Annotated in this window: 27 protein-coding genes and 1 tRNA gene; 20 read left to right on the plus strand and 8 right to left on the minus strand. The window is 64.9% G+C overall.

The genetic code is table 11. The features are described 5' to 3' along the window. Positions 1 to 55: 55 nt before the first annotated feature. From ACY9XZ_RS02305 to ACY9XZ_RS02320, 4 genes are all read left to right on the plus strand, one after another. Positions 56 to 544, plus strand: coding sequence for a hypothetical protein (locus ACY9XZ_RS02305; protein WP_463455466.1), 489 nt, complete (start codon positions 56 to 58; stop codon positions 542 to 544). After that, on the plus strand, positions 541 to 2448 hold the full coding sequence (locus ACY9XZ_RS02310) for a hypothetical protein (RefSeq protein WP_463455467.1): 1908 nt from the start codon (positions 541 to 543) through the stop codon (positions 2446 to 2448). Before ACY9XZ_RS02305 ends, ACY9XZ_RS02310 begins: the two co-directional genes overlap by 4 nt. A 44-nt stretch (positions 2449 to 2492) precedes the next feature. Further along, positions 2493 to 3062 carry a hypoxanthine/guanine phosphoribosyltransferase gene (hpt, locus tag ACY9XZ_RS02315; RefSeq protein WP_463455468.1) on the plus strand — a complete coding sequence of 190 codons (570 nt, stop codon included), beginning with the start codon at positions 2493 to 2495 and terminating at the stop codon, positions 3060 to 3062. 93 nt (positions 3063 to 3155) lie between these two features. Then, positions 3156 to 3632, plus strand: coding sequence for a hypothetical protein (locus tag ACY9XZ_RS02320; protein WP_463455469.1), 477 nt, complete (start codon positions 3156 to 3158; stop codon positions 3630 to 3632). Positions 3633 to 3806: 174 nt separating this feature from the next. On the opposite strand, the gene ACY9XZ_RS02325 is transcribed toward ACY9XZ_RS02320, so the two are convergent. The 3 genes from ACY9XZ_RS02325 to ACY9XZ_RS02335 all read right to left on the minus strand — a co-directional run bounded on the left by ACY9XZ_RS02325 (position 3807) and on the right by ACY9XZ_RS02335 (position 5205). Continuing rightward, positions 3807 to 3881, minus strand: a tRNA-Met gene (locus ACY9XZ_RS02325). Positions 3882 to 3955: 74 nt separating this feature from the next. Then, on the minus strand, positions 3956 to 4438 hold the full coding sequence (locus tag ACY9XZ_RS02330; protein WP_463455979.1) for a GtrA family protein: 483 nt from the start codon (positions 4436 to 4438) through the stop codon (positions 3956 to 3958). Continuing rightward, complete coding sequence (locus ACY9XZ_RS02335) at positions 4438 to 5205, minus strand: glycosyltransferase (RefSeq protein ID WP_463455470.1); 768 nt, start codon at positions 5203 to 5205, stop codon at positions 4438 to 4440. Before ACY9XZ_RS02335 ends, ACY9XZ_RS02330 begins: the two co-directional genes overlap by 1 nt. 117 nt (positions 5206 to 5322) lie before the next feature. Here ACY9XZ_RS02335 and ACY9XZ_RS02340 point away from each other — a divergent pair, with 117 nt between their 5' ends. Next, complete coding sequence (locus ACY9XZ_RS02340; protein ID WP_463455471.1) at positions 5323 to 7641, plus strand: DUF2298 domain-containing protein; 2319 nt, start codon at positions 5323 to 5325, stop codon at positions 7639 to 7641. 53 nt (positions 7642 to 7694) lie between these two features. Here ACY9XZ_RS02340 and ACY9XZ_RS02345 read toward each other — a convergent pair whose 3' ends face one another. Further along, entirely contained in the window at positions 7695 to 7967 is a 273-nt protein-coding gene (locus ACY9XZ_RS02345; RefSeq protein WP_004963583.1) for an HAH_0734 family protein, read from the minus strand. Positions 7968 to 8152: 185 nt separating this feature from the next. Between ACY9XZ_RS02345 and ACY9XZ_RS02350 the strand changes: the two genes are divergently transcribed. From ACY9XZ_RS02350 to ACY9XZ_RS02380, 7 genes are all read left to right on the plus strand, one after another. Beyond that, positions 8153 to 8416: a hypothetical protein gene (locus ACY9XZ_RS02350; RefSeq protein ID WP_463455472.1), complete on the plus strand. Its 264-nt coding sequence runs from the start codon at positions 8153 to 8155 to the stop codon at positions 8414 to 8416. Positions 8417 to 8580: 164 nt separating this feature from the next. Beyond that, positions 8581 to 8859, plus strand: a complete 279-nt coding sequence (locus tag ACY9XZ_RS02355; protein WP_004518704.1) for a 50S ribosomal protein L44e — start codon at positions 8581 to 8583, stop codon at positions 8857 to 8859. Positions 8860 to 8861: 2 nt separating this feature from the next. Then, positions 8862 to 9035 (plus strand): 30S ribosomal protein S27e, encoded by a 174-nt coding sequence (locus tag ACY9XZ_RS02360; protein WP_004518703.1) that lies wholly within the window; start codon positions 8862 to 8864, stop codon positions 9033 to 9035. A gap of 1 nt (position 9036) precedes the next feature. Next, a complete protein-coding gene (locus ACY9XZ_RS02365) occupies positions 9037 to 9837 on the plus strand; it encodes a translation initiation factor IF-2 subunit alpha (RefSeq protein WP_463455473.1) in 801 nt (266 codons plus the stop codon). 30 nt (positions 9838 to 9867) lie between these two features. Then, positions 9868 to 10050: an RNA-protein complex protein Nop10 gene (locus ACY9XZ_RS02370; protein ID WP_463455474.1), complete on the plus strand. Its 183-nt coding sequence runs from the start codon at positions 9868 to 9870 to the stop codon at positions 10048 to 10050. Positions 10051 to 10055: 5 nt separating this feature from the next. Then, positions 10056 to 10814, plus strand: coding sequence for a proteasome assembly chaperone family protein (locus tag ACY9XZ_RS02375; RefSeq protein ID WP_463455475.1), 759 nt, complete (start codon positions 10056 to 10058; stop codon positions 10812 to 10814). 60 nt (positions 10815 to 10874) lie between these two features. Beyond that, positions 10875 to 11498 carry a DnaJ domain-containing protein gene (locus ACY9XZ_RS02380; protein ID WP_463455476.1) on the plus strand — a complete coding sequence of 208 codons (624 nt, stop codon included), beginning with the start codon at positions 10875 to 10877 and terminating at the stop codon, positions 11496 to 11498. A gap of 55 nt (positions 11499 to 11553) precedes the next feature. Here the strand turns inward: ACY9XZ_RS02380 and ACY9XZ_RS02385 are convergent, their stop codons facing one another. Next, positions 11554 to 12567 carry an alcohol dehydrogenase catalytic domain-containing protein gene (locus ACY9XZ_RS02385; protein WP_463455477.1) on the minus strand — a complete coding sequence of 338 codons (1014 nt, stop codon included), beginning with the start codon at positions 12565 to 12567 and terminating at the stop codon, positions 11554 to 11556. Positions 12568 to 12677: 110 nt separating this feature from the next. Further along, a complete protein-coding gene (locus ACY9XZ_RS02390; protein WP_463455478.1) occupies positions 12678 to 13850 on the minus strand; it encodes a threonine synthase in 1173 nt (390 codons plus the stop codon). 83 nt (positions 13851 to 13933) lie between these two features. Between ACY9XZ_RS02390 and ACY9XZ_RS02395 the strand changes: the two genes are divergently transcribed. After that, complete coding sequence (locus tag ACY9XZ_RS02395) at positions 13934 to 15187, plus strand: NAD(P)/FAD-dependent oxidoreductase (RefSeq protein ID WP_463455479.1); 1254 nt, start codon at positions 13934 to 13936, stop codon at positions 15185 to 15187. Positions 15188 to 15223: 36 nt separating this feature from the next. On the opposite strand, the gene ACY9XZ_RS02400 is transcribed toward ACY9XZ_RS02395, so the two are convergent. Continuing rightward, entirely contained in the window at positions 15224 to 15379 is a 156-nt protein-coding gene (locus ACY9XZ_RS02400; RefSeq protein WP_463455480.1) for a hypothetical protein, read from the minus strand. 37 nt (positions 15380 to 15416) lie between these two features. After that, positions 15417 to 16097: a metallophosphoesterase gene (locus tag ACY9XZ_RS02405; RefSeq protein WP_463455980.1), complete on the minus strand. Its 681-nt coding sequence runs from the start codon at positions 16095 to 16097 to the stop codon at positions 15417 to 15419. Positions 16098 to 16234: 137 nt separating this feature from the next. On the opposite strand from ACY9XZ_RS02405, the gene ACY9XZ_RS02410 reads away from it, so the two are divergent. The 7 genes from ACY9XZ_RS02410 (at position 16235) to ACY9XZ_RS02440 (ending at position 22917) form a co-directional block, all read left to right on the plus strand. Continuing rightward, positions 16235 to 17002, plus strand: coding sequence for a DUF7839 domain-containing protein (locus tag ACY9XZ_RS02410; protein WP_463455481.1), 768 nt, complete (start codon positions 16235 to 16237; stop codon positions 17000 to 17002). A gap of 45 nt (positions 17003 to 17047) precedes the next feature. Further along, positions 17048 to 17203 carry a hypothetical protein gene (locus ACY9XZ_RS02415; RefSeq protein ID WP_463455482.1) on the plus strand — a complete coding sequence of 52 codons (156 nt, stop codon included), beginning with the start codon at positions 17048 to 17050 and terminating at the stop codon, positions 17201 to 17203. Positions 17204 to 17258: 55 nt separating this feature from the next. Next, entirely contained in the window at positions 17259 to 18422 is a 1164-nt protein-coding gene (locus tag ACY9XZ_RS02420; protein ID WP_463455483.1) for a thiolase family protein, read from the plus strand. A 436-nt stretch (positions 18423 to 18858) separates the two neighbouring features. Beyond that, entirely contained in the window at positions 18859 to 19980 is a 1122-nt protein-coding gene (locus tag ACY9XZ_RS02425) for a pyridoxal phosphate-dependent aminotransferase (protein ID WP_463455484.1), read from the plus strand. A gap of 207 nt (positions 19981 to 20187) precedes the next feature. Next, a complete protein-coding gene (locus ACY9XZ_RS02430) occupies positions 20188 to 20466 on the plus strand; it encodes an ArsR/SmtB family transcription factor (protein ID WP_004593670.1) in 279 nt (92 codons plus the stop codon). Between the two features lie 52 nt (positions 20467 to 20518). Beyond that, entirely contained in the window at positions 20519 to 20815 is a 297-nt protein-coding gene (locus ACY9XZ_RS02435) for a hypothetical protein (RefSeq protein WP_008310576.1), read from the plus strand. A 638-nt stretch (positions 20816 to 21453) separates the two neighbouring features. Beyond that, entirely contained in the window at positions 21454 to 22917 is a 1464-nt protein-coding gene (locus ACY9XZ_RS02440; RefSeq protein ID WP_463455485.1) for an aldehyde dehydrogenase family protein, read from the plus strand. Positions 22918 to 22953 lie beyond the last annotated feature (36 nt).

The raw sequence follows: 22953 nt of genomic DNA on the forward strand, positions 1-22953 counted from the left end.
GCAACAGCCCTACGCCACGATACTTTTATTCCCAGCTGTCCAGTGACCGGTAACGATGGAGAGAACGCGGGCAGTTATCACTAGTGTGACAGCCATTATACTCGGCGTCACACTCCTATCCGGCCCGCTCGTCCCCGGCGTAACACTGGCAACGGAGCCCGAGCCGGTGGTGCTCGAAACAGGCAATGTCACGGTTTCAGCGGTCGAAATGTCGGGCGACGTAACGCTCGAAGAGGGGGCCTACGGTGCAGCAAGCTACTATCTCGACGCGCCGCCGGTCCGCGTACACTTCTCGAATCTTACCGGACGGCCGACACTCGTCTACGAACTCACAATCGAGGAACTGGGTTACTCGCGGACAACGAATCATTTCCTGGACGAATCGACCGGTGACGCATACGAACTGACGCTGGCGTCGGACACGTTCACCGACGGGGAGATCGAACGCGAACAGTACACCGGCACAGTAACAATCAGCAAGCGCGACAGCGCGGGCCACGGCGTGGTAGCGACGCGAAACGTCACAATATCGGTGGTCCAATGACAGCGACGGAGTTCTTTGGGGGCCTGCGCCGGCGGACCGATACGCTGTCGAACACCCGCCAAACGGTATATTCCGTACTCTTCGGCGACCGACTGGGCTTAACTGTGTTTCTCAGCACGGTCGTGCTGTTCGGGCTGCTGTGGCGGACAGCGTTCCTGATCAACGATTCCTACACGCTGGCGAACGGCTTGTACAGCCTCTCCAACGGACAGTTAGCGATGACCGAGGCAGCCTATGGTCCCGGGCTGGACACGCCGGGGGCGAGCAACTACGGCGGGCAGTGGTACGCGCGCAACTACGGCGTCATCGTGCTCTCCCTGCCGCTCGTGTTTGCGCTCGATCTGCTCAGCGCCGTCGTCGAACTCCGCATCGCGCTGGTCGCGCTCTGGTCGCTGGCGCTGGTGGCGCTGATGGTCCAGTGTAGTCACTACGCCGATAGCGACTGGCTCCTCTATGGCGGGAGTATCGCCGTCCTCGGGTTGTTCGGAGCGAACGTCGCGCTGGCACAGCCGCTCGACGCCGGTCGAACGCATCTGTATGCGCTGCAACTGACGCATCTCCTCATCGCGGCGTTTACGCCGGTGGTTCTGTATCGGCTCTCCAGCCGGATGCAGACGCGTCGGCTGGGGCTCCTGAGCGCCGTCGTACTCACAGCCGGGACGCCGCTGGCGTTCTGGGCGTCCGTGCCGAAGCGCCACGTCGTGACCGGAACAGTGGTCGTCTGTATCGCGTACTGCCTCTATCGGAGCCGCGGCCCTGCTGATGGGGCAGTTGTCACACAGCAACGGACGTTCCGCGCGCTATCTTACGCGCTGGCGGGACTGTACGCCTGGATACACGCTCCGGAGGCACTCCTGCTCTGTGTCGCCCTGGCGTTGGTCGACATCCCGACAGCCCCGGACAACAGTCCTCGAACGCTCGCTGGTATCGGCGTCGTCTTCGCGCTCTCCCTGTTGCCGTTCTTTATAACTAATATCGCCGTCACCGGCTCCCCGATCAAACCACCGAGGTTGATTTCCGGTGGCGGCTCTCTCGGCGGAGATGTGGCGAGCGGCGCCAGCGGTGGGGAAAGCGGTGCTGGCGGCGGTGGCAGTTCGAGTGGATTGCTCGCGCCGCTGGCCCCGCTGTTCAGCGTCGCCGAAAGCGGACTGCGGCCACTACTGTTGCTGGCCGGCGAACTCGTTTCGGGACTCAAAACACTCCAGCACCAGCCAGTCGACGCGTATCACGCGTTCATCCGGTCCGGGAGCGCGAGCGGCGCGCTGGATAACGCTGGCGAGGAGTCTGTCAATCTCTCACTGCTCGAATCCGCACCCGTACTTACCGCTATGATCGGGTCGCTCCCACTCGTCCGACGACTGCGTTTGCCGTCGTCGATGGCTGACCGGACACTCAGCGGCGACCGCGTCGTCGACGCGTTTGCACTCACCACCTTCGTGGGCGTCGTCCTGCTGTACACCAGCCGCTTACCATTGCACGCACAGGTGACTGCCCGATATCTGTTCCCGCTCTACCCACTCGGCGTGTATCTGTTCATGCGGCTCCCAGCGGTACGCAAGAGCCTTACGGATCACTGGCACGTGTTCCTCTGGACAGCTGCGGGGACAGTGTTGCTTGGCGGACAGGTGACCGTGGTTTTCGTCGCGCTGACAGTGAACGGTATCGGCGAGGCGTTCCAATTACACGCGCTACTCGCACTTGGGATCGCTGTCCCGCTCTGTCTGTGGTCGGTGCGTGGTCGATCCGAGGGGCTGGCTGGGAAGGCCGGTGCAGTGCTTCTCGGCGCTGCAACGGGCGTGACAGCTGTGTTCCTACTGCTGACCAGTGTCGAGTACTACGCATTGGGTGATGCGCATCTCCTGCCGATGATGCGAGCGCTCGGTGAGTTGCTGTCGCTCTACTGAGTTAGTGACGGAGAATTTTAGTACGGGCTTGTAGTACCGACGGCATGGACCGACTCAAGCAGTCTCTGCTCGACGCGCCGATCATCGAGAAGGAAGGCTACCACTATTTCGTCCACCCCATCAGCGACGGGGTCCCGATGCTTCGACCGGAGCTCCTGCGCGAGATCGTCATCAAAATCATCCGGAAGGCGGAACTCGACGACGTCGACAAGATCGTCACACCGGCGGCGATGGGCATCCATATCTCGACAGCCGTCTCGCTGATGACAGACATCCCGCTGGTCGTCGTCCGCAAGCGCCAGTATGGCCTCGACGGCGAGGTTTCGCTGTCCCAGGTGACCGGCTATTCCGAGAGCGAGATGTACGTCAACGACGTGTACGAGGGCGACCGCGTGCTGGTGCTCGACGACGTGCTCTCGACCGGCGGGACGCTGGCCGGGCTCACGGGCGCGCTCGAAGACATCGGCGCGGATATCCGCGATATCGTCTGTGTCATCAAGAAAGCCGATGGGACGAACAAGCTCGACGAAGCGGGCTACGACGCCAAGACGCTCATCAACGTCCAGGTCGTCGAGGGCGAGGTCACTATCGTCGACGAACACGGCGACGATTAGGTCAGCCGGTAGCACAAGTGTTGTAGGACGCCAAAATCACACCGTCGATAACCACCAGCAGACTTACAAAAACCTGGGTCGACACTGGCTGCTGTGTCTCCCTCCATCCGATCCCTCGCAGGTGACTTCGCCGCGCTGTTCAGTTCGCTTATTCTGTTAGGATCGCTGACGCTCGGATTCCTTGTCGGCGCAGGCAGAATTATCCTCGGAGTAGCGGGAGTTGCGGTTCCGAACCCCGTTGGTATCGTCGGCTTCGGCGTCGCCGTGGTGCTGGCACTCGGGATGGCGCTCGAAGGAGCGATGGTCCAGCGGCACGGACTCGCCACCATTGACCGCGGCGGCCCGTTGCAACGCGGTGGCCGATATCTATTGGTCGCTATCACCACCGTGGCTGGATTCGTCGTGTCCGTTCGGGTTCTTGTGCTGGCGCTCCCGTGGGCAATCGAGACGCGAAACACGCCCGCACAGGTACTCGGTGTCCTGCTCGTCGCTGCGTTGGTGGCCACACTGTACCGGACGCTCACAGCGGCCAGAGACGGGTATCGGGGTAGCGGTGAACGACAAGGGTAAGCCCGCCGAGAGCTGTCGCCCTGGGCGTTAGGTATGCCACTTCCGATTCGTTCGCAGCAAAAAAGCGGGCGGTAGATTCGAGCTACGCCCACGTCACTCCCGCTGGTCGCTCGTGTTCTACTTCAAATCTACTCGACGAAATTCATCGTTCACGAATTTGTGAGCGACAGAATATAGCGGGAGGTAGATTTGAACTACCGATCTGCGGGTTATGAGCCCGCCGGAATCTCCTGGCTATCCCATCCCGCTACCTTCTGGTAGTCCGGTCCCCTCATTAAGGGTTGTGATTCGAGTGCCGTCCGTGAGTTAGTAACGCGCCATGCTCAGTCGTCCGCGTGGACCTGCCACGTGAAGATGCTCTCGGCGACGTAGTTGACCAGCATCGCCACACCAATCGCGAGCGGGCTCGCAGCGATGAACCACAGGTCCGTCCCGGCGACGACGAGTTCGACTGCCAACCACTGCGTGAGCAGCCAGTAGACGGCGAGCTGTACCGCGACGCCACCGGACCGTACCAGATGCGATTTCCCGAGCCGCTTGGCGAACGACCGGCGGCCAGCGTCGCCCTGGCCGGCGAACGTCCAGTGTTCGTTGACCAGAAACATCACGAGAATCGCCGTTTCGACGCCGGCGGCTTTGGCCCACATGTCGCTGACGCCGAAGGCCAGCCCGAGCACGGCGAGGACGGTGTTGTCGCTGATCGCGCCGACGACGCCGACCGAGACGAACTGGCCGAACCGAACGCCGGAGACCAGCGACTCGAACCGGTCGGGAACGACGCGTCGGACCTGCTGTTCGAGATCCATCATCGGTCCTTCTCGATGAGGGCGGTGGGTTCGTCGAGATGTTCGGCCAGTGCCGTGTGGAACCCGTCGTCCCGTAGTTGCTTCGAACGGTGTCGAGCCGTCAGCAGCGCCTGCAGCAGGTCAATCGACGTTCGGATCGGCGACACCGTCGAGCCGGGCTTGTCTTCCCACTCGATTGGAACCTCTTCGATACGTAGGTCAAGCGCCGCGGTGATGGCAATCAGCTCGACATCCCACGCGAAGCCGGGTTCGTACAGGTGGTCGCGCACGCGCTCCCAGGCGGCCACGTCGATGGCTTTCGCACCGCACTGGTAGTCGTACAGCCGCGCGTCGAGCAACTGGCCGGCGAGCCACGCGAAGCCGTCGCCGAGGAACCGGCGAGCGAACGTCTGGTGGGTGGCGACCGTGGCGTCCGGGTGGCGGCGAGAGCCCACGGCGAGGTCCGTTCGGCCGTCGATGACCGGGTCGAGTATTCGTTCGAGCGAGGCGACCGGTGTCGACCCGTCAGCGTCGACGAACGCCAGCACGTCGGTCTCCAATCGCTCGAACCCGGCGGTGATCGCTGCGCCCTTTCCGCGGCGATACGGGACGGTATGGACATCGACCGGCAGTGAGCGGAGCTGTGTGGGGACACCGTCTCGTGGCGCATCTAATTCGACAACGATAGTCTCCGGAGCGAGGGCGTCGTCGATGGCAGCGATATACGACCCGAGCTGGTCCATGTCGGGACGGTAGGCTGGGAGGACAACCCCGACGGTCGGCGACATTGTCGAGTAGTCGGACAGGCGGAAGTAAAAACAGTTCGAAGCTACCGGTCACTAATCAGTTGATAAGCCCGAGAGCAACGAAAAAGCGTATAGGCCAGCGAACCGGTCCCTTCACTGATGGAATACGGGCTCCTCGCTACCTGGCTCGCCCTCTACCTCCTGCTACTGTACGCTGGCGGGGCCGTCGCGGGGCTGCTGTTCCCCCGCTTTGCCGACCGCGGACTCGCGTTCGGTGTCCCGGTCGCCGTCTCGATACTGTGGCTGGTCACCTATTTCGTCGGCCGCCTCTCGCTGACGGTGGGTGTCTGGCTCGGCGTCGTCGTTCTCGCAGCGAGCACGCTGGCTGTCTGGCGGATTGACGGCGGACCGAACGCCCGAACCTATGCCGAGACGGCCGGCGTGTTCACAGTCGCGTTCCTGTTCGTCGTCGGTATCCGGGCACTTGACCCGGCAATCGTCCCCATCGGCGGCGAGAAGTTCCTCGATTTCGGTCTGTTGCAATCGCTCATCCGCGCTGACAGCCTCCCGCTAGAGGACATGTGGTTCGCTGGCGAACCGGTCGCGTACTACTACGGCGGGCACCTCATCGCGGCGATTCTCACCAGAATCACGGGGACCGCGGGTCAGTTCGCGTACAATCTGGCCCTGGCGGGCTTTTACGCCACGCTGGTCACGGCGGCGTACGGACTGGCCGGCGCTGTCGCGAGCGAACGCGGCCTCCCGCGACGGCTGGCCGCCGGTCTCACCGCGTTCTGTATCGGCTTTGCCAGTAACCTCTCGACGCCCGCCAAGTTCGTCGTCTGGCTCCTGCCCGGCGAACTGAGTCAGACGGTTGCTGAGCGGGCCGGATACGAACTGGACGGGCTCGCGGCGGGCCCGGACGCGTTCAGCTACTGGGACGCGAGCCGCGTCATCGAGGACAGCGCGGCCGATTTCGGCACGTACGAACCCGGCGCCGCGCTGGTCATCGACGAGTTCCCGCTGTTCGCCTGGCTCAACGGCGACCTGCACGCTCACATGATGAGCACGGGCTTCCTGTTGCTGGCCGCCGCGCTCTGTTTCAGCTACTACCAGACGCCGGCCGCCGAACGCCGGCGGCGGCTCGCGCTGCTGTTCGGTGCGCTCCCGGCCGTCGCCGGCATCATGGCCGTCACGAACACGTGGTCGTTCCCGTCGATGGGCGGGCTGGCCCTGCTGACGGTCACCGTCGCCCCGGCCGACCCGACGACGCTCCTCCCGAAGAACGTCGGACAGCGGCTCCGGCTGAACGGACCGGGCCAGGAGGCTGTCAGGGTCGGAATGGGGGTGGCCGTCGCTGGCGGCGTCCTCGCGCTGGGCCTGCTCTGGTCGCTCCCCTTCTGGCTCGGTCCGGCGAGCGGGCGGGAGATCGCAGTGTTGCCCGACCGGACCTCGCTGCTTGAGCTGCTGGCCGTCCACGGTCTGTTCGTCGCCCCGTTCTGGCTGTACCTGTACGCCCAGACCGGGCGTGCCGTCGGGCAGCGGACAGCCCGCATCGTCGGCCTCATTGCCGTCGGAACGGCGGCGCTTGCGGCCACAGTTGATATCGCGGCGGTCGGCCTGCTCGTCCCCCTACTGTTCGGCGCGTGGCTGTTCGGGCGCTCGCCGACGCTTGACCACGCCGTCGATGCGGTTCCGGCGCTCGCTGACGGCGGCGACCGGCCGGTGGGCTTCGAAGCCGTGCTGATTCTCGCTGGCGCGGGACTCGTGCTCCTCGTCGAGTTCGTCTTCGTCAGGGAGAACATCGGCCGGATGAACACCGTTTTCAAGACGTACATGCAGGTGTGGGTGCTCTGGGGGGGTGCCGTCGGCCCCGTGCTGGCGTGGCTGCTGACCCGCTGGCGGCCGGCCAGCGGTCGCGCGCGAGCGTGGACCGGCATCGGCGTCCGCGGGTTCCTCGCCCTGCTGGTCTGTTCGGCGTCGCTGTACGGCGCGTTCGCGCTCTCGAACCACGTCGACGCCGCGGACGATCCAACGCTGGACGGGCTGGCATACCTCGACGACGACCACCCCGAGGAAGCCGAGGCGATACGGTGGCTCGGCGAGACGACGGAAGGCCGGCCGACTATCGTCACGGCCGCACCCGCGGGCTACCAGTGGAACGCCGGTGACGGCGAGGGCGCGAGTGCGCCGTCGAGCCTGACCGGGCTGCCGACCGTCGCGGGCTGGACCCACGAGGCCCAGTACCGCAACGACACGGTGTACAACAGCCGCGTGGATGACGTGGAGACTATCTACACCGGAGAGGCACCCGAACAGCGCCGGCTTCTCGAAGCGTACGGCGTGCGCTACGTCTACGTCGGCCCTGCCGAGCGGGCCCGCTATGACGAGGTGACTATCGACCAGCTACAGGGCGTGACCGTGGCAAAGCAGACCGACGGCGTCACGATCTATCGAGTGCGGCCAGCGCAGTTCTGAAAGCAAAGCAGACCGCATGAAAACGAGATTTTTCAGAGGCCGGTACGGGCCGATCAGGACTCGGCATTCGGCGGCGCGCGCTCGCGGAGGACGGTGACGGCCTCGGCCTCAATGTCGTCCGTGTCCAGGTGCATCGGGATGTACTCCTGGGTTTTGAACGTCTCCTCCTCGTCCTCCGAGCCGATGGTACACCAGAGCTGTGGCCGGTCCGGACCGTGCCAGTCGCCCTGCCGCGAGACCGAGAACACCTCGTATTCTTCGTCCTCGTACTCGATGCGGCCGCCCTTGCGCAGCCCCGGGTCGCCGTGGATAATGAGCTTCTTCATGGCCGTTCCTTTGCCAACAGCGTACTTAGTGACTTCGAAGGCGATTGCGCCACGGCACACCGACCGACAGGGGCGACGAGCGGTTCACCTGTAACTAGAATGTCCTTATATTATTTCGGATAGTGTTTAGATGCTTAACATCCTGATAGCAGAGATTTATATATTCGGAACGGAGACAGTCATGTATGTTGAAACAACAGCAGCGGTCGTGCGAGCGGGCCTCGGTCGTGGTCAGTCCGATGGGCGATGACGGGCGGATGGAACTCCGGGACGTCGACGCCGACGAAACCTACGAGGTCGTTGATTACATCGACGACGAACTAGCGACGAAACTGGGCGCGCTCTCGAAAGGCGAGGCTGTCGAACTCCAACTGCTTTCCGGTGCAGAAACGGGCGTGTTCGGTGCAGTCCGAATCGCGTCCAGCGGGCCGTCCGCTCGGTTCCAGTAGTCGGGGCTGCAGGCAGCGGATGCGGTAGACGGATACAGCAGGGGGAGTCCCAGGGAAACGGGGAGACTGGTCGCGTGAGGGGACGTGATTCGGCGGCACACGGCAGGTCCGAACCAAACGGGTTTTAAGCGGGCACGTCAAATCGCTCGGTAAGGCTGATATCTATGGAGATGCCACGACGCTTCAATACGTACTGTCCGCACTGCAACGAGCACCAGGAACACGAGGTCGAGAAAGTCCGCAGCGGCCGCCAGACCGGCATGAAGTGGATCGACCGCCAGCGCGAGCGCAATTCCGGTATCGGGAACGACGGCAAGTTCTCGAAGGTCCCGGGTGGCGACAAGCCCACCAAGAAGACGGACCTCAAGTACCGCTGTGGCGAGTGTGGGAAGGCCCACCTCCGCGAGGGATGGCGCGCCGGCCGACTGGAGTTCCAGGAGTAACGATGGCAGGAAGCTTCATCACCGTCGAATGCCCCGACTGCGAGAACGAACAGACCCTCTTCGAGAAGGCCGCGAGCGAGGTCTCGTGTGCCGTCTGTGGCCACACTATCGCCCGCCCGACGGGCGGGAAGGCCGACATCGAAGGCGAAGTGACCGCCGTCGTCGAGGCTCGATAGGATGAAATACAGCGGCTGGCCCGAACCGGGCGAACTCGTCGTCGGCAAGATCGACGAGATCGAGGACTTCGGCGTGTTCGTCGACTTAGACGAGTACGAGGGCAAGCGCGGCCTCTGTCACATCTCCGAGGTCGCCAGCGGATGGATCAAGAACGTCCGCGACCACGTCAACGAAGGGCAGACAGTCGTTGCCAAAGTGCTTGACGTCGACCAGAGCGCCCAGCAGATCGACCTCTCGATCAAGGACGTCAACGACCACCAGCGAAAGGAAAAGATCCAGGAGTGGAAAAACGAGCAGAAGGCCGACAACTGGATGGAACTGGCCTTCGGCGAGGACCTAGACGACGAGAGCTACGCCGCCATCGCCAACGAACTGCTGGCGGAGTTCGGCTCGATGTACGACGGGTTCGAGTCGGCGGCGATCCACGGCATGGACGCCCTCGAAGACGTCGACCTCTCCGAGGAGGAGATCGAGGCCATCGTCCAGACGGCCCGGAACAACGTCTCCGTGCCGTACGTGCAGGTCACCGGCTACGTCGACCTGTCCTGTCCCGAGAGCGACGGCGTCGACGTCATCAAGGAAGCGCTCCAGGCCGCGGAGGGCAACGGCGAGGTCCCCGAGGAGATCGAACTCGAAGTGACCTACGTCGGCTCGCCGGAGTACCGAATTCAGGTGCAAGCGCCCGACTACAAGACCGCCGAGGACGCGCTCGAAGAGAGCGCGGACCGCGCTGCGAAGGTCGTCGAGCAACACGGCGGAACCGGACAGTTCCACCGCGAGCGTAGCGAAGACGACGAGTAAGTCGGTCGTTGGCCGGGCGATCCACCACCAATGAAATCAGATATTCGCGTCTGTGCCGCCTGGGAGTCCGAACACGACCGGCCGGTGTACACGCTGGGTGAGGTCTGTCCGGACTGTGGGACGGAGGCGGTCAACAGCGCACCCGCACCGTTCTCGCCAGACGACAGCTACGGCGAGTATCGACGTTCTCTTAAGCGCCGCCGCCGCGAATAAGCCGTATGGACGAATTCGACATCGAGCGCGTAGCGGACCCCGACCTTGACGACCCGGTACTGGTCGAGGGGCTACCCGGCGTCGGCCACGTCGGTAAACTCGCCGCGGAGCACCTGCTGGAGGAACTCGAAAGCGAGCTCGTTCGCCGCGTCTACTCGACGCATTTCCCGCCCCAGGTCAGCATCGACGAGGGCCAGGCACAGCTCGCCTGCGCCGAGTTCCACGCCGTCACGCCGGAGGAGGGCCAGGACCTGCTCGTACTCTCCGGGGACCACCAGGCTCAGGATAACGAAGGCCACTACGGCTTGACTGACACGTTCTTAGACGTCGCCGACGACTTCGGCGTCCAGCGGGTGTTCGCCCTCGGCGGCGTCCCGACCGGCGAACTCATCGAGGAGTACGACGTGCTCGGTGCGACGACGACCGAGGAGTTCAAACAGACGCTGGAGGACGCGGGCGTTGCTTTCCGCGAGGACGAGCCCGCGGGCGGCATCGTCGGCGTCTCCGGCCTGCTGCTGGGTCTGAGCAAGCGACGAGACGTGCCGGCCAGTTGCCTCATGGGTGAGACCTCGGGCTATCTGGTCGACCCCAAGAGCGCACAGGCCGTCCTCGAAATCCTGCAAGCGGTCATTGGCTTCGAGGTCGACTACAGCTCGCTCGAGGACCGCGCCGACGAGATGGAGGAGGTCGTCCGGAAGATCCAGGAGATGGAACAGCAGAACTCCCCGTCGCCCGCCGACGAAGACCTCAGATACATCGGCTGAAGCAGCCAACAGTTGCCGGAGAGCGGGAATTTCTTTACCACTGACCCCTAACGGAGGGTCGTGCAGACACAACCGGGCATGCTGCCGGAGTGGCTGGTCCTCGGGCTCGTCTTGGGTGTCGCCGGGAGCCTCGTCGTCGCCGGGCTGTTCGTCCTCGCCAATCGCGTGTTTCCCGCCAAACGACCCAACCGACAGGCGACCGACGGCGGCGAGATGCGACGCCGGGCGGAGCTCCGCGAGTACCTCACAGCCATCGACGAGCAGTTCGCCGAGAACCACTTCGTCGAGGGCCAACACGTCGCCTTCTACCTCCCCAAGCGGGACGTAGCCATCACGTTCGACGCCCGGGCGTACTACCGCATCGAGCGATCCCGGACCGTCCCGGTCCTGGTCGAACACGAGATGCCGGGCGTCTATCTCGGCGCACGGCTCCCCTTCGAGACGCCGGAGGTCGACCTCGGCCCGGACCCGGAAGACGAACCACATCCGACGGTGCAGGCGTTCGGCGAACTGGGACTCACACAGGGCGCGTCGCTGGACGAAGTGAAATCGGCCTACCGAGAACGCGTCAAGGAGGTCCACCCCGACCACGGCGGCAACGAGGACGAGTTCAAGCGCGTCCGAGAGGCGTACACGACTGCGAAACAGCACGCGTCCGGGCCGTCGAAACAGCGGGCGTCGTAAACCGCTCAATCGGACTCAGTGTAACAACGCGCCTTCTATCGAGTCGTGTGACTGACTACGGCGTCACGACGAGCTTGCCGACGCTGTCACGGTCCTGCATCGCCGCAAACGCCGTACTGGTCTCCTCAAGCGGGTACGTCCCGTCGATTTCCGGGGTCAGTTCGCCGTCGGCGAGGAGTCCGACGAGCCGTTCCAGATCGCCCTGCGTCCCCATCGTACTCCCGATGACGCGCTTGTGGCCGAGGAACAGGTCGGGAATGTCGATCTCGGATGTGCCACCGGCTGTCCGTCCACAGACCGCCATCCGGCCGCCGCGCCGGAGAGTGTCTAGCCCGACTTGCGTGTACTCGCCGCCGAGGTGATTGAGCACGCCGTCGACCGGTCCGATATCGGTGACTGCCGCCCGAATCTCGTCCGGGTCGGTGCTCTGGATCGTGTGGTCCAGGCCGAGCGATTCGACGCGGTCCAGTTTCTCCCGAGAAGAGGAGGTGCCGACGGTGTGAGCGCCGAACGCGTCGGCGAGTTGCACGCCCGCGACGCCGACGCCGCCGGTCACACCCGGGATGAACACCAAGTCGCCCGGGCCGGCTTCGACCCGGCGGAGCATGTGCCAGGCGGTCATGTAGGCCGTCGGCAGCGCGGCCGCCTCAACCACGTCCACGCCGTCGGGGAGCGTGACGAGGCGGTCGGCCTGAACGCGGGCCGCCTCGGCGAGGCCACCGTGGTACAGCGAGAAGTTCTCACAGAGGTTCTCCGGCCCCTCACGGCAGTAGCGACAGGTCCCGCAGGTCTCGTTCGGACAGAGCACCACGCGGTCCCCGGATTCGACGGCCGTGACGCCCTCGCCGACGGCGTCGACGGTCCCGGCGACGTCGAGGCCGCTGACGAACGGCAGGTCGTCCGTGTCGACCATCGCGGAATCGCCTTCGAGGATCCAGAGGTCGTGCCGGTTGATGGCACAGGCCTCCACGGAGACCACTGCCTCGCCGCGTTCGGGTTCAGGGGTCGATTGGTTGATAATCGAGACGCCGTCGGGGCCAGTGAGATCGCTGAACGCTGCGGCGCGCATCACGTCGATGGTTGGTCCAGAAGCGTATAAACAACACCGGAGTGGTCGATGTCTGCCTACTCGACAGCGGTCTCGGTTCTCGCCCCGGCTCTGACGACCGGCCGCTCAGATCAGATACCCTGGCTCATGAGGTGACTGCGAAGCAGGTCGGCCTCCTTGCTCCCGGCAACGGGGTTCACGAGGACCACAACGTCGTCATCGTCGAAGGCTCCCTCGTCGGCCAGTGCTCGCGCGCCGGCGATTGCCGTCCCGCCGGTCGCGCCGGTTTCCGGTCCCATCTCGCAGCCGTCGACCGCGCCGGCCAGGATATCCTTGTCCGAAACAGCGACACCGCCGCCGCCAGAGCGCGCAAGGGAGTCCAGCGCCGCTGTGCCGGCGGCGGGGTCGGGAACCTCCAGCGGGCCGACGATAGTGTCTGGATGCTCGATGGCCGTCGGCTCGTCGTCGCCAGCGGCCGCTGCGTCGGCGATGGCGGCCGTCGAGTCCGGCTGTGCGGCGTAGAGTCGCGGGACCGAGTCCGTGAGTCCGCTGCCGGCCGCTGCTCGGAAGCCGCGTTCGAGGCCGACGAGCGTCTCGCCGTGGCCGGTGGGGTGGACGACAGCGTCGGGGGCCGTCCAGTCGAGGTCGTCAGCGGTCTCGAAGGCGACGGATTTGGCCCCTTCGATGCGGAGTGGGTGGCCGGGTGCGACCGAGATCCAGCCGTCGGATGCCTCGGCCAGTTCGTCGTCGAAGGCCGAGACAGCGTCGTCGTACCGCCCCTCGACGACGCGCATGTCACCGCCGTGGACGTTCACCATCGCCTTGTTGAGGAACGGACACCGCGAGGGGACGAAGCCCTTCGATTCGATGCCCGCGCGGGCCGCATAGGCGGCGTTGGCCTGTGCGCCGTTGCCGGTCGAGGGCGTCACGACGCGCTCGGCCCCGCGCTGGATGGCGGCGGTGACCGATAGCGAGAGCTTGCGGTCGCCCAGCGAGGCTGTCGGATTGCGCCCCTCGTCCTTGACGTACACCGAGTCGACGCCGAGTTCGTCGGCCAGGTCCGGAACCGGGACCAGCGGCGTCGCTCCCTCGCCGAGCGTCACCGTCGCAGCTTGCGGGAACGGCCGCAGCGGCTCGTAGCGGCCGGGTCCGGTCGTGTCGGCCAGTGCTGCCGGCGTCAGGTCCGGAACGTCGTAACCGCCGACGAGAACCCCGCCGCAGTCGGGACAGCGGTCGGCCGCGCTGTCGGTTTCCGCGCCACACGCCGTACAGATGAGGCCGCGAAACGCCGCAGTCGTCTCCATGTCTCCCCCTGCGGACGGGACGACCAAGTGTGGTCCGGTCCCGCTTCAGCACGCTCTTGTCCCGGGCGGCCAAAGGAGCGGGTATGACAGATGTCGTCGTCGCCGGCGGGGGACTCGCCGGGCTGGTCGCCGCCCGCCACCTGGCGGCGTCGGGCCGTGACGTGACCGTCTTCGAACAGGCGTCCGAGGTCGGCGGGCGCGTCCGGACAGCCCACGAGGACGGTTACACCTTCGACCGCGGGTTCCAGGTCATGTTCTCTGCCTACCCCGCGGCGAAGCGCGAACTCGACATCGAGGCGCTGTCCCCGCGGACGTTCACGCCGGGAGCGACAATCGCCAGTCCGAACCACCGCTCGGTGCTGTCGGATCCGCTCCGGAACCCGACGGCCGCGCCACAGACGCTGCTGAACACCGACGTTCGCACGGCAGACAAGCTCCGGCTGTTCCGGCTCCAGCGCGAACTGGCCGACATCGAACCGGTCAAACTGCTCTCTCGGGGCGGGCGGACCATCCGTGAGTACCTCGCCGACTACGGGTTCTCACAGAAGTTCGTCGAGCGGTTCGCCGCGCCGTTCTACGGCGGCATCACGCTCGACCGCTCGCTGGGAACGGACAGCAGCATCTTCGAGTACACCTACAAGATGCTGAGCGAGGGCGAGATATTCGTTCCCGCCGACGGGATGCAGGCGATGCCCAGACAGCTCGCCGACCGCGCTCGCTCCGCGGGAGCGACCATCGAAACCGACGCCGCCGTGACAGACTTAGAAATCCACGACAGCGAGGTTACTGCCGAGGTGGGCACGGAGACGGTGTCGGCCGAGAGCGCCGTCGTCGCGACGGACCCACGGACTGCGGCGGAGTTGACAGACATCGACGCCATCCCGACCGAGCCCGTCGGCTGTGTCACCCAGTACTTCGCGCTCCCGACGAACCGCGCCCCGACCACCGGGCAGCGCATCATCCTCAACGCGGCGGACGACCGGCCCAACACCGTCGCGCCGCTGTCGGCCGTTGCCAGCGAGTACGCGCCTGCCGGGATGGAGCTGTACAGCGCCACGTTCCTCGGGACGCCCGACGCAAGTGACGAAGAGCTGGCCGCCGAAGTCGGGGACGCGCTTCGGTCGTGGTATCCGAACGCGAGTTTCGAGGCGCTGGAACTCCGCCGGACCGACCGCGTCCCGTTCTCGCAGTTCGCCCAGCCGCCGGGGTATCGGGACGCGCTCCCGGACCCGACAGCACCGGACGGCAACGCCGTCCTGGCCGGCGATTACACCCGCTGGTCGTCGATACAGGGCGCACTGGAAAGCGGCAAAGTGGCTGCCGATCTGCTTCAGTAAGGGTAAAAACGGACGGCCACGCGGTTCTGCGACGGTCTAGGCGGCCGGACCGCCGCTATTCGTGTTTCCCTCGTGGTCGTGCCCCTCCCCTTCGAGGACTTCCGAGACGTACTTTATCGTCGCGAAGTACACCAGCACCAGCGAGAGCAGCGTAATCGCGATGAGACCCAGCGCGATTTCTGTCTGAACCATGTTCCAGCGTCTACCGTCGTGGGTCAAATACTTACCGCTATAGCATACGACGGAACTCGCCCAGCGGGGGAAACGACAGGGTTTCCCGCCCGCTCTCGTCCCAGACGACCGGCTCCAGTCGGTCGGCGTCGGTGACCAGCGGCGACTGGAAGTCGCCGGCGCGCATCTCGTTGACCTCGACCCCGGCGTTCAACCTATTGAACGACGGGAGCATCACTACGTCGGCCCCGCGGTACTGACCGCTCCCGATGAGGTAGCAGGGTCGACGCTGCCCCTCGATGGAGATGGTGGGGTGGTCGTGGCCGACGACGTAGCGGTCGGCGTCGGCTTCGGGTGCCTCGTGGCCGTGGCAGACGACCGTCTCGCCGATCCGGTGCTCCGGCTCGGCCGGCCCGTTCCACACGCTATCGAGCATCGTGTCGTGGTTGCCCGGCGTCACGAGCAGGCGCGCACCGGTCTGCTGGCAGGCCTTCCTGATGCCGGCCACGGTGCTCTCGACCGACCGGGGGACGGTCTGGAACGAGTGGAGCAGATCGCCGGCGACGACGACCTCGTCGGGGTCGTGGCGCTCGACGAGCGACTGGAACCGCTGGACCATGTCGGAGCCGGAGCCGACCGGCAGTTCGAGGCTCCCGCCGGTGCCCCGGCCGACGTGGAGGTCCGCGACGACGAGCGTCTCCCCGAGCAGGAGCGCCCGGTCGTCGTAGCTGGCTGTCATCGCCGTGGGGTCGGCGCTGGCGACGCTTATATTATCGGTCACGGCGACGCCCGTCTCGTGGGTGTCCGGGCCACGGTCGAATATCCGGGCCTGACAGTGTCGGTGGTATTTTTACCTGCGACTCCCGTGACTCCTGTATGGTCGACGTCCTGGAGAACAAGCGGGCCGCGACGCGGTTTCGGGTCCTCGTGGAGATCGCCGAGCGCCAGCCCGCGGTGAGTCAGGGCGAAATCGCCGAGGCCGTCGGCGTGACGAGCCAGGCCGTCAGCGAGTACATCCGGGAGCTCGTCGACGACGGCCTCGTCGAGAAGGAAGGGCGGTCGCGCTACCGCGTCACCAAGGAGGGCGTCGACTGGGTGTTCCAGTCCGCGACCGACGTGCGCCGGTTCGCCGACCACGTCACCGACGACGTACTCGGCAGCGTCCAGGAGGACGCCGCCATCGCCACGGCGGACCTGGCGGAAGGCGAGACGGTGACGCTCTCGCTATCGGACGGCCTGTTACACGCCGACCCCGGCGGCGGCGACGCGACGGGCGTGACGACGACCAGCGCCGCGGAGGGCGAGGTCGTCGGCGTCACGGGCTTCGAGGGCGTCATTGATCTTGACCCCGGTCACGTCAGCGTGATACAGGTCCCACCGGTCCGGTCTGGCCCGGTCGAGAACGTCGACGAGATCGCCGCGGCCTGTGCGGACGTGCCCATCGTCACCGCCGCGGGCGTCGAGGCCGTCGTCGCCCTCCGGGACGCCGACATCGAGCCGACGACGCACTTCGCGGCGGGCGAGGTGGCCGCCGCCGCCGCGTCCCGGGGCCTGGACGCCGTCGTCGTCGCCACGCAGGACACCGTCGGGCGCGTGACCGACGCGCTCCGTGACGCGAGCGTCGACTACGACGTGACTCAATAGTCTGGAGTGACGGGACTTTTCCGGTCGGCTGCCGTCAGTACAGCCATGAGCGACCACGACGTTCACAACGCCATCGAGGAATTTCTGCGCGAAGCCGACGACGCCTACGGCGAGTACGAGCAAGGCTACACCGACGCTGACGCGACGCTACGGCGGCTGGAGACGGCAATCGATGAACTGCGGACGGCGACCGAGAAGTAGCGACCTGTCCGTCGCCGGGCGAACAGTATTGTAGGATCGGATTCATGTAGCCCGTATGACCGATGTGGTTCTGGTCGACGGCGCACGCACCGCACACGGCGAACTGCTCGGGGGCCTCTCGGGGCGAACCGCTGTGGAACTGGGCGGGGCGACCGTCGAGGGGCTTCTCAACCGGACCAGCGTCGACGAGGGGAGCGTCGACTGGGTCGGCCTCGGGAACGCGGTGCAGGCGGGCGTCGGCCAGGTCCCGGCCAGACAGGTCGTCGTCGACTCGCCGCTGCCGAACGAGGTCGCCGCGACGACGCTGAACGAGGCCTCGGGGTCGGGACTGCGGGCGATCACGACCGCCGCCGACCGCATCGAGGCCGGGCGGGCGTCGGTGTGTCTCGCCGGCGGCATGGAATCGATGTCGAACGCGCCGTATCTCGTGCCCGATCTGCGCGGCGGCCGCCGGCACGGCAACAGCGAACTCGTCGACGCGATGATCTGGGACTCGCTGTGGGACAAACACTACGACGCCCACATGGGCTCGCTGACGGAGGAAATCGCCGCCGAGCACGACATCAGCCGCGAGGCCCAGGACGAGTACGCTCGGCGGAGCAACCACCGAGCAGGCGAGGCCATCCAGTCCGGGACGTTCACGGAGGAGCTGGTTCCCGTCGAAACCGCGGACGGGCTCGTGACCGAGGACGAGGGGCCGCGGCCGGACACGACGCTGGATCGGCTGGCGTCGCTCCAGCCGGCCTTCGAAGAGGGGGGCACCATCACCGCCGGGAACGCCTCGAAGCTCTCCGACGGCGCGGGCGCGGTAGTGCTCGCCGACGCCGAGACGGTCGAGCGCGAGGGCCTGGGGCCGATGGCCCATATCGAGGACTACGCCGTGTCCTACCGCGACCCCGCGGAGTTCTCGCTGGCCGTCGCCGACGTGGTCGAGAAACTGCTCGACCGGAACGACCTCGTGGTCGCCGACGTGGACCAATTCGAACTCAACGAGGCCTTCGCCGCCCAGATGGTGTACGTCGCCGACGAACTCGACATCCCCGCCGAGAAGCACAACCCGCTGGGCGGCGCGGTGGCGCTCGGCCATCCCATCGGGGCCAGCGGCGGCATCCTCACGACGACGCTGCTGTACGCGATGGAGCGGGAAGACCATCACCGCGGCATCGTGGGGATGAGCGTCGGCGGTGGCGGCGCGATTGCGATGTCCGTGGTCCGGTAGCCCCCGCCAGCGCCGAGGCGAGTGAGCGTCAGCGGTGGCGGCGCGATTGCGATGTCCGTGGTCCGGTAGTCCGCTACCAAGGGCAGTACGGACCGCGGATGGCGCGCGCTCTCGCTCGCTCCGTCGAGCGAAACTGCCGTGCGAGGGACGAGTCGCGCAGGCGAACAGCGTGAGCCGAGCAACGCAGTCGGTTGGGGAGGGTGTGGCTGTCGTTTCTCGGGTGGGACTGAAAGGGGCCGCCCGCTCGCTGCGCGAGAGGACGAAAGGACCGCAGGAACGACCGCCGGGAGTGACGAGGACCGCAGCGAGTCACAGCCAGCGAGCGGGCGGGGGCTTTCGAGGCCGACATACAAAGCGAGTCACAACGACGTAAGTGTCTTACAGAGAACGGCGGGAATCGGGAAGAATTATCGGGCCGGCCGCCTCCAGAGAGAGTATGACTGGGTTCTCCCGACGGGTGGAGCAGGTATCGATTTCGGGTATCCGCGAAGTGTTCGAGGCGGCGGGCGAGGACGCCATCAACCTCGGGCTGGGCCAACCGGACTTCCCGACGCCGGAGCACGCCCGGCAAGCGGCCGTCGAGGCGATTCAGGCCGGAAAGGTCGACGCCTACACGTCGAACAAAGGCACTGAAGAACTCCGGGAGGCCATCGCCGAAAAGCACGCTCGGGACAACGACCTCGACGTGGACCCCGGAGACATCATCGCCACGTCGGGCGGGAGCGAGGCGCTGCACATCGCGCTGGAGGCCCACGTCGACGAGGGCCAGGAGGTCATCTTCCCGGACCCGGGGTTCGTCTCCTACGATGCGCTGACCCACCTCGCTGGCGGGACGCCACGGCCGGTCCCGCTGCGGGAGGACCTCACGATGGCCCCCGAAACCGTCGAGGAGGCCATCACCGAGGATACGGCGGCGTTCGTCGTGAACTCGCCGGCGAACCCCACCGGCGCAGTGCAGTCCCCCGAGGACATGCGTGAGTTCGCCCGCATCGCCGACGAGCACGACCTGCTGTGTATCTCCGACGAGGTGTACGAGCACCAGGTGTTCGAGGGAGAACACCGCTCGCCGGCGGAGTTCAGCGACACGGGCAACGTCGTCGTCGTCAACGCCTGCTCGAAGGCGTACTCGATGACCGGCTGGCGGCTGGGCTGGGTCACCGGCGCGACCGACCGCATCGAGCGGATGCTGCGCGTCCACCAGTACACACAGGCCTGTGCGTCCGCGCCGGCCCAGTACGCCGCCGAAGCGGCGCTGACCGGCCCACAGGACCAGGTGACGGAGATGCGGGAAGCCTTCCAGGAGCGCCGGGACGTGCTGCTGGACGGCCTTGACGAGATGGGGCTTGACTGCCCGACGCCCAAGGGCGCGTTCTACGCGATGCCGAAGGTCCCCGACGGCTGGGTGGACGAGGTCATCGACCGCGGAGTCGTGGTCGTTCCCGGCGACGCCTTCGGCGAACACGGCGCGGGCTACGCCCGCATCTCCTACGCGACCGACATGGAGACGCTGAAAGAGGCCATCGAGATCATGGCCGACGCGACGGCGGCGATCCGCTGAGTGCTCACGGGCGAAGTCGGCATCGCGCCGGACAGTCGCACCGAAATTGGAACAGTCTCGGAAGAGAGTGCGAAGAAACGCTTTATCCGTCGGCTGTCTTGACTCCCGTATCCCATCGTGGTACATGCATCCGAGTCCAGCACGCTGTTCGACGGGGAGAGACAGGACTATACGACCGGCAGACGCAGGTCCCGGGAGGACAGTGGGATGGAGAAAGCGCTCTGGTATCTGCTGACGGCGACGCGTGGCGGCGCCAACCGGGCGCGCATCATCGACGCTCTCTCGGACCGACCGATGAACGCCAACGAACTCGCCGACGAACTCGACGTGGGCTACAAGACGATCAGACACCACATGGAACAGCTAGAGGACCACGACGTAGTCGAGTCCGGCGACGAGGAGTACGCCAAGCTGTACTTCCTGACCGACCGATTCGATAACTACCGCGACACCTTCGAGGAAATCGTGGAGAAGATGGACGAATGACGGGGGGAATTAGCAGTCAGGCTGTGACAAGCAAGCGGGAGGGACGGCGCTGATGGCGATGGGACCGCTCATCACTGCCGCGGCAGCGCTCGCGGGGCTCAACGTCCTATTGCTGCTCCCGCTGCTGGGTGTCTGGGTCCGTAACTACGCGACGTTCCGGACGGGACTCGTCGCCGGCCTCATCGCCTTCGCCGTCGCGATGCTCGCCGAGAACGCCATCGCCGTCTACTTCTTTTTCTCGATGCAGAGCTTCTACGCCGGCGACCCGCACGTCCAGCAGGCCGTGCTAGTCCTGCGCTCGCTGCAATTCGTCGCGATTGCCGGGCTGAGCTACACCACGCTTCGGTAACAGCCGTCGTGAGTGTGGGTTCTTTATCGGCTGGGGCAGCCGAAACAGCGACTCAGTAAGTTACGGGGCTTAGTCCCAGAGATATCACTAACTGAGTCCATTCGGGACCCAAATCAATAAATTGAGGTAGCATATTTAAACCCAAAATAGTAAATTTGAGTCTATATTCTCACGTTACGACCATATATTTCGATAAGTATCTAATATGGTCTCATCAGTGGCTAATTTAATGACTGTGGTCGAAAATGTATAATAGTATTGCAGATCAGTCTCCAGTTCCAGATTTTTGTCGGTATTTCACCTCTAAAAAGACAAAGGTGTTCCCAACAGGCGATGTGTGAGGTCCGCTTTGCGACGATGAAGCGCACGCTCGGCGATGTCGTGGAGCCACCGACGTGGTGCGACGAGTTTCGAGAACGCATTCTGCCGTGTGCAGTTCACAACACCAATCAGGCTCTGTAGCGGTGAGATCAGGCTATCTTTGCCGATCCACCACAGCCGTCTGCTTCCGCTGTTGAAAGACATCGTTGCCGCACAGAATCCTGAAACAGTCTCCTGTCGCAAGCATCGCGGTTGCATGACCACTGTTCCCGAATCACCATGGTTTATTATTATTGTGGCTCAGTCACTTAGACACGATGCCGTCGTTCACCCTCGGTAGCGAGTGGAATCACTTGTACATCGGCGGGGAGCGAAAGTCCCCCGATGGCGAAACGATCACCGTTGAAAATCCAGCAACGCGAGAACCCATAGCAGAGGTTCCTGCTGGCGACCCGGCTGATATCGACGCCGCGTTCGAGGCTGCCGTAGCCAGCCAGGCCGAGTGGGCGGCAACCCCCCCACAGGAGCGCGCCGGCGTCATTCAATCCGCCTTGCACATATTGGAGGAATACAAAGACGAGCTTGCCGACTTGCTCGTCACGGAGTCGGGCAGCACCAGAATGAAGGCGGGACTTGAACTCGGAGAGCTAGCCCAAGGGATCATGGCTGAGTCGGCAAGCTTCCCGACGCGGATGACCGGCAGGAACTACGAATCCGTCATCCCGGGCAAAGAGAACGAAGTACTCCGTGAACCGGTGGGTGTTGTCGGTATCATTACTCCCTGGAACGTGCCGTTTCACCTTTCGATGCGGGCCGTCGCGCCCGCACTGGCACTCGGTAACGCCGTCGTTCTAAAACCAGCCGAAGATACACCGATCACGGGTGGCCTGGCCATTGCAGAACTGTTCGAGGCCGCCGGTCTCCCTCCCGGCGTAATGAACGTGGTCCCCGGCGACGGGCCGAACGCCGGCGCACCCCTGGCTGAACATCCAGATGCGGACGTCGTCTCGTTTACCGGCTCGACGGCCGTTGGAAAGGAAGTTGCGAAGGCTGCGGTCGACAACCTCGCGTTCCCCGCGCTGGAACTCGGCGGAAACAACGCTCACGTCGTCCTGGAGGACGCCGACCTCGACCGTGCGGTCGACGCAGGCTTCTTCGGTTCGTACATGCACCAGGGCCAGATCTGTATCTCGATCAACAGACATCTCGTCCACGAGTCCCACTACGAGGAGTACGTCCAGCGCATGGCCGACCGCTCGGCCGAACTTGTGGTCGGCGACCCGGCTGACCCTGAAACCGATATCGGGCCAGTAATCAACGAATCACAGCGTGACAAGATCCTCACTCTCATCGATCAGAGCGTTGAGCACGGTGCAACCATCGAAACGGGCGGCGATAACGACGAACTGTTCGTCGAACCGACCGTCCTTTCGGGGACCGATCCCGAGATGCCGGCCGTCTGTAACGAACATTTCGGGCCGGTCGTACCGGTAGTACCCTTCGAAACGACCGACGAGGCCGTGGCTATCGCGAACGAGACGAATATGGGACTCTCTGGATCGGTTCACGGTGAGCCGGCGTCTGCTCGGTCAGTGGCAAAACGGATCGACACCGGCATGATCCACGTCAACGACCAGCCGATCAACGACGAACCCCACGTTCCCTTCGGCGGGACAAAGTGGTCGGGAATGGGGCGGTACAACGGCGACGAGATATTGGCGGAGTTCACGGAACAGAAGTGGATCTCCGTCCAGCGCAAACCGCGCGAGTACCCGTTATAAACCAGCAAAGCGTACCGTTGGGTCCTAGTAAAGCCG

Source organism: Haloarcula sp. HT12, from assembly GCF_055271655.1.

What these genes read in the sequence shown, in the direction of transcription:
- ACY9XZ_RS02305 (WP_463455466.1), top strand. Translation starts at nt 56, where the DNA reads ATGGAGAGAACGCGGGCAGTTATCACTAGTGTGACAGCCATTATACTC.
- ACY9XZ_RS02310 (WP_463455467.1), top strand. Translation starts at nt 541, where the DNA reads ATGACAGCGACGGAGTTCTTTGGGGGCCTGCGCCGGCGGACCGATACG.
- hpt (WP_463455468.1), top strand. Translation starts at nt 2,493, where the DNA reads ATGGACCGACTCAAGCAGTCTCTGCTCGACGCGCCGATCATCGAGAAG.
- ACY9XZ_RS02330 (WP_463455979.1), bottom strand. Translation starts at nt 4,438, where the DNA reads ATGGATCTCGAACAGCAGGTCCGACGCGTCGTTCCCGACCGGTTCGAG.
- ACY9XZ_RS02335 (WP_463455470.1), bottom strand. Translation starts at nt 5,205, where the DNA reads ATGTCGCCGACCGTCGGGGTTGTCCTCCCAGCCTACCGTCCCGACATG.
- ACY9XZ_RS02340 (WP_463455471.1), top strand. Translation starts at nt 5,323, where the DNA reads ATGGAATACGGGCTCCTCGCTACCTGGCTCGCCCTCTACCTCCTGCTA.
- ACY9XZ_RS02345 (WP_004963583.1), bottom strand. Translation starts at nt 7,967, where the DNA reads ATGAAGAAGCTCATTATCCACGGCGACCCGGGGCTGCGCAAGGGCGGC.
- ACY9XZ_RS02350 (WP_463455472.1), top strand. Translation starts at nt 8,153, where the DNA reads ATGTTGAAACAACAGCAGCGGTCGTGCGAGCGGGCCTCGGTCGTGGTC.
- ACY9XZ_RS02355 (WP_004518704.1), top strand. Translation starts at nt 8,581, where the DNA reads ATGGAGATGCCACGACGCTTCAATACGTACTGTCCGCACTGCAACGAG.
- ACY9XZ_RS02360 (WP_004518703.1), top strand. Translation starts at nt 8,862, where the DNA reads ATGGCAGGAAGCTTCATCACCGTCGAATGCCCCGACTGCGAGAACGAA.
- ACY9XZ_RS02365 (WP_463455473.1), top strand. Translation starts at nt 9,037, where the DNA reads ATGAAATACAGCGGCTGGCCCGAACCGGGCGAACTCGTCGTCGGCAAG.
- ACY9XZ_RS02370 (WP_463455474.1), top strand. Translation starts at nt 9,868, where the DNA reads ATGAAATCAGATATTCGCGTCTGTGCCGCCTGGGAGTCCGAACACGAC.
- ACY9XZ_RS02375 (WP_463455475.1), top strand. Translation starts at nt 10,056, where the DNA reads ATGGACGAATTCGACATCGAGCGCGTAGCGGACCCCGACCTTGACGAC.
- ACY9XZ_RS02385 (WP_463455477.1), bottom strand. Translation starts at nt 12,567, where the DNA reads ATGCGCGCCGCAGCGTTCAGCGATCTCACTGGCCCCGACGGCGTCTCG.
- ACY9XZ_RS02390 (WP_463455478.1), bottom strand. Translation starts at nt 13,850, where the DNA reads ATGGAGACGACTGCGGCGTTTCGCGGCCTCATCTGTACGGCGTGTGGC.
- ACY9XZ_RS02395 (WP_463455479.1), top strand. Translation starts at nt 13,934, where the DNA reads ATGACAGATGTCGTCGTCGCCGGCGGGGGACTCGCCGGGCTGGTCGCC.
- ACY9XZ_RS02400 (WP_463455480.1), bottom strand. Translation starts at nt 15,379, where the DNA reads ATGGTTCAGACAGAAATCGCGCTGGGTCTCATCGCGATTACGCTGCTC.
- ACY9XZ_RS02405 (WP_463455980.1), bottom strand. Translation starts at nt 16,097, where the DNA reads ATGACAGCCAGCTACGACGACCGGGCGCTCCTGCTCGGGGAGACGCTC.
- ACY9XZ_RS02410 (WP_463455481.1), top strand. Translation starts at nt 16,235, where the DNA reads ATGGTCGACGTCCTGGAGAACAAGCGGGCCGCGACGCGGTTTCGGGTC.
- ACY9XZ_RS02415 (WP_463455482.1), top strand. Translation starts at nt 17,048, where the DNA reads ATGAGCGACCACGACGTTCACAACGCCATCGAGGAATTTCTGCGCGAA.
- ACY9XZ_RS02420 (WP_463455483.1), top strand. Translation starts at nt 17,259, where the DNA reads ATGACCGATGTGGTTCTGGTCGACGGCGCACGCACCGCACACGGCGAA.
- ACY9XZ_RS02425 (WP_463455484.1), top strand. Translation starts at nt 18,859, where the DNA reads ATGACTGGGTTCTCCCGACGGGTGGAGCAGGTATCGATTTCGGGTATC.
- ACY9XZ_RS02430 (WP_004593670.1), top strand. Translation starts at nt 20,188, where the DNA reads ATGGAGAAAGCGCTCTGGTATCTGCTGACGGCGACGCGTGGCGGCGCC.
- ACY9XZ_RS02435 (WP_008310576.1), top strand. Translation starts at nt 20,519, where the DNA reads ATGGCGATGGGACCGCTCATCACTGCCGCGGCAGCGCTCGCGGGGCTC.
- ACY9XZ_RS02440 (WP_463455485.1), top strand. Translation starts at nt 21,454, where the DNA reads ATGCCGTCGTTCACCCTCGGTAGCGAGTGGAATCACTTGTACATCGGC.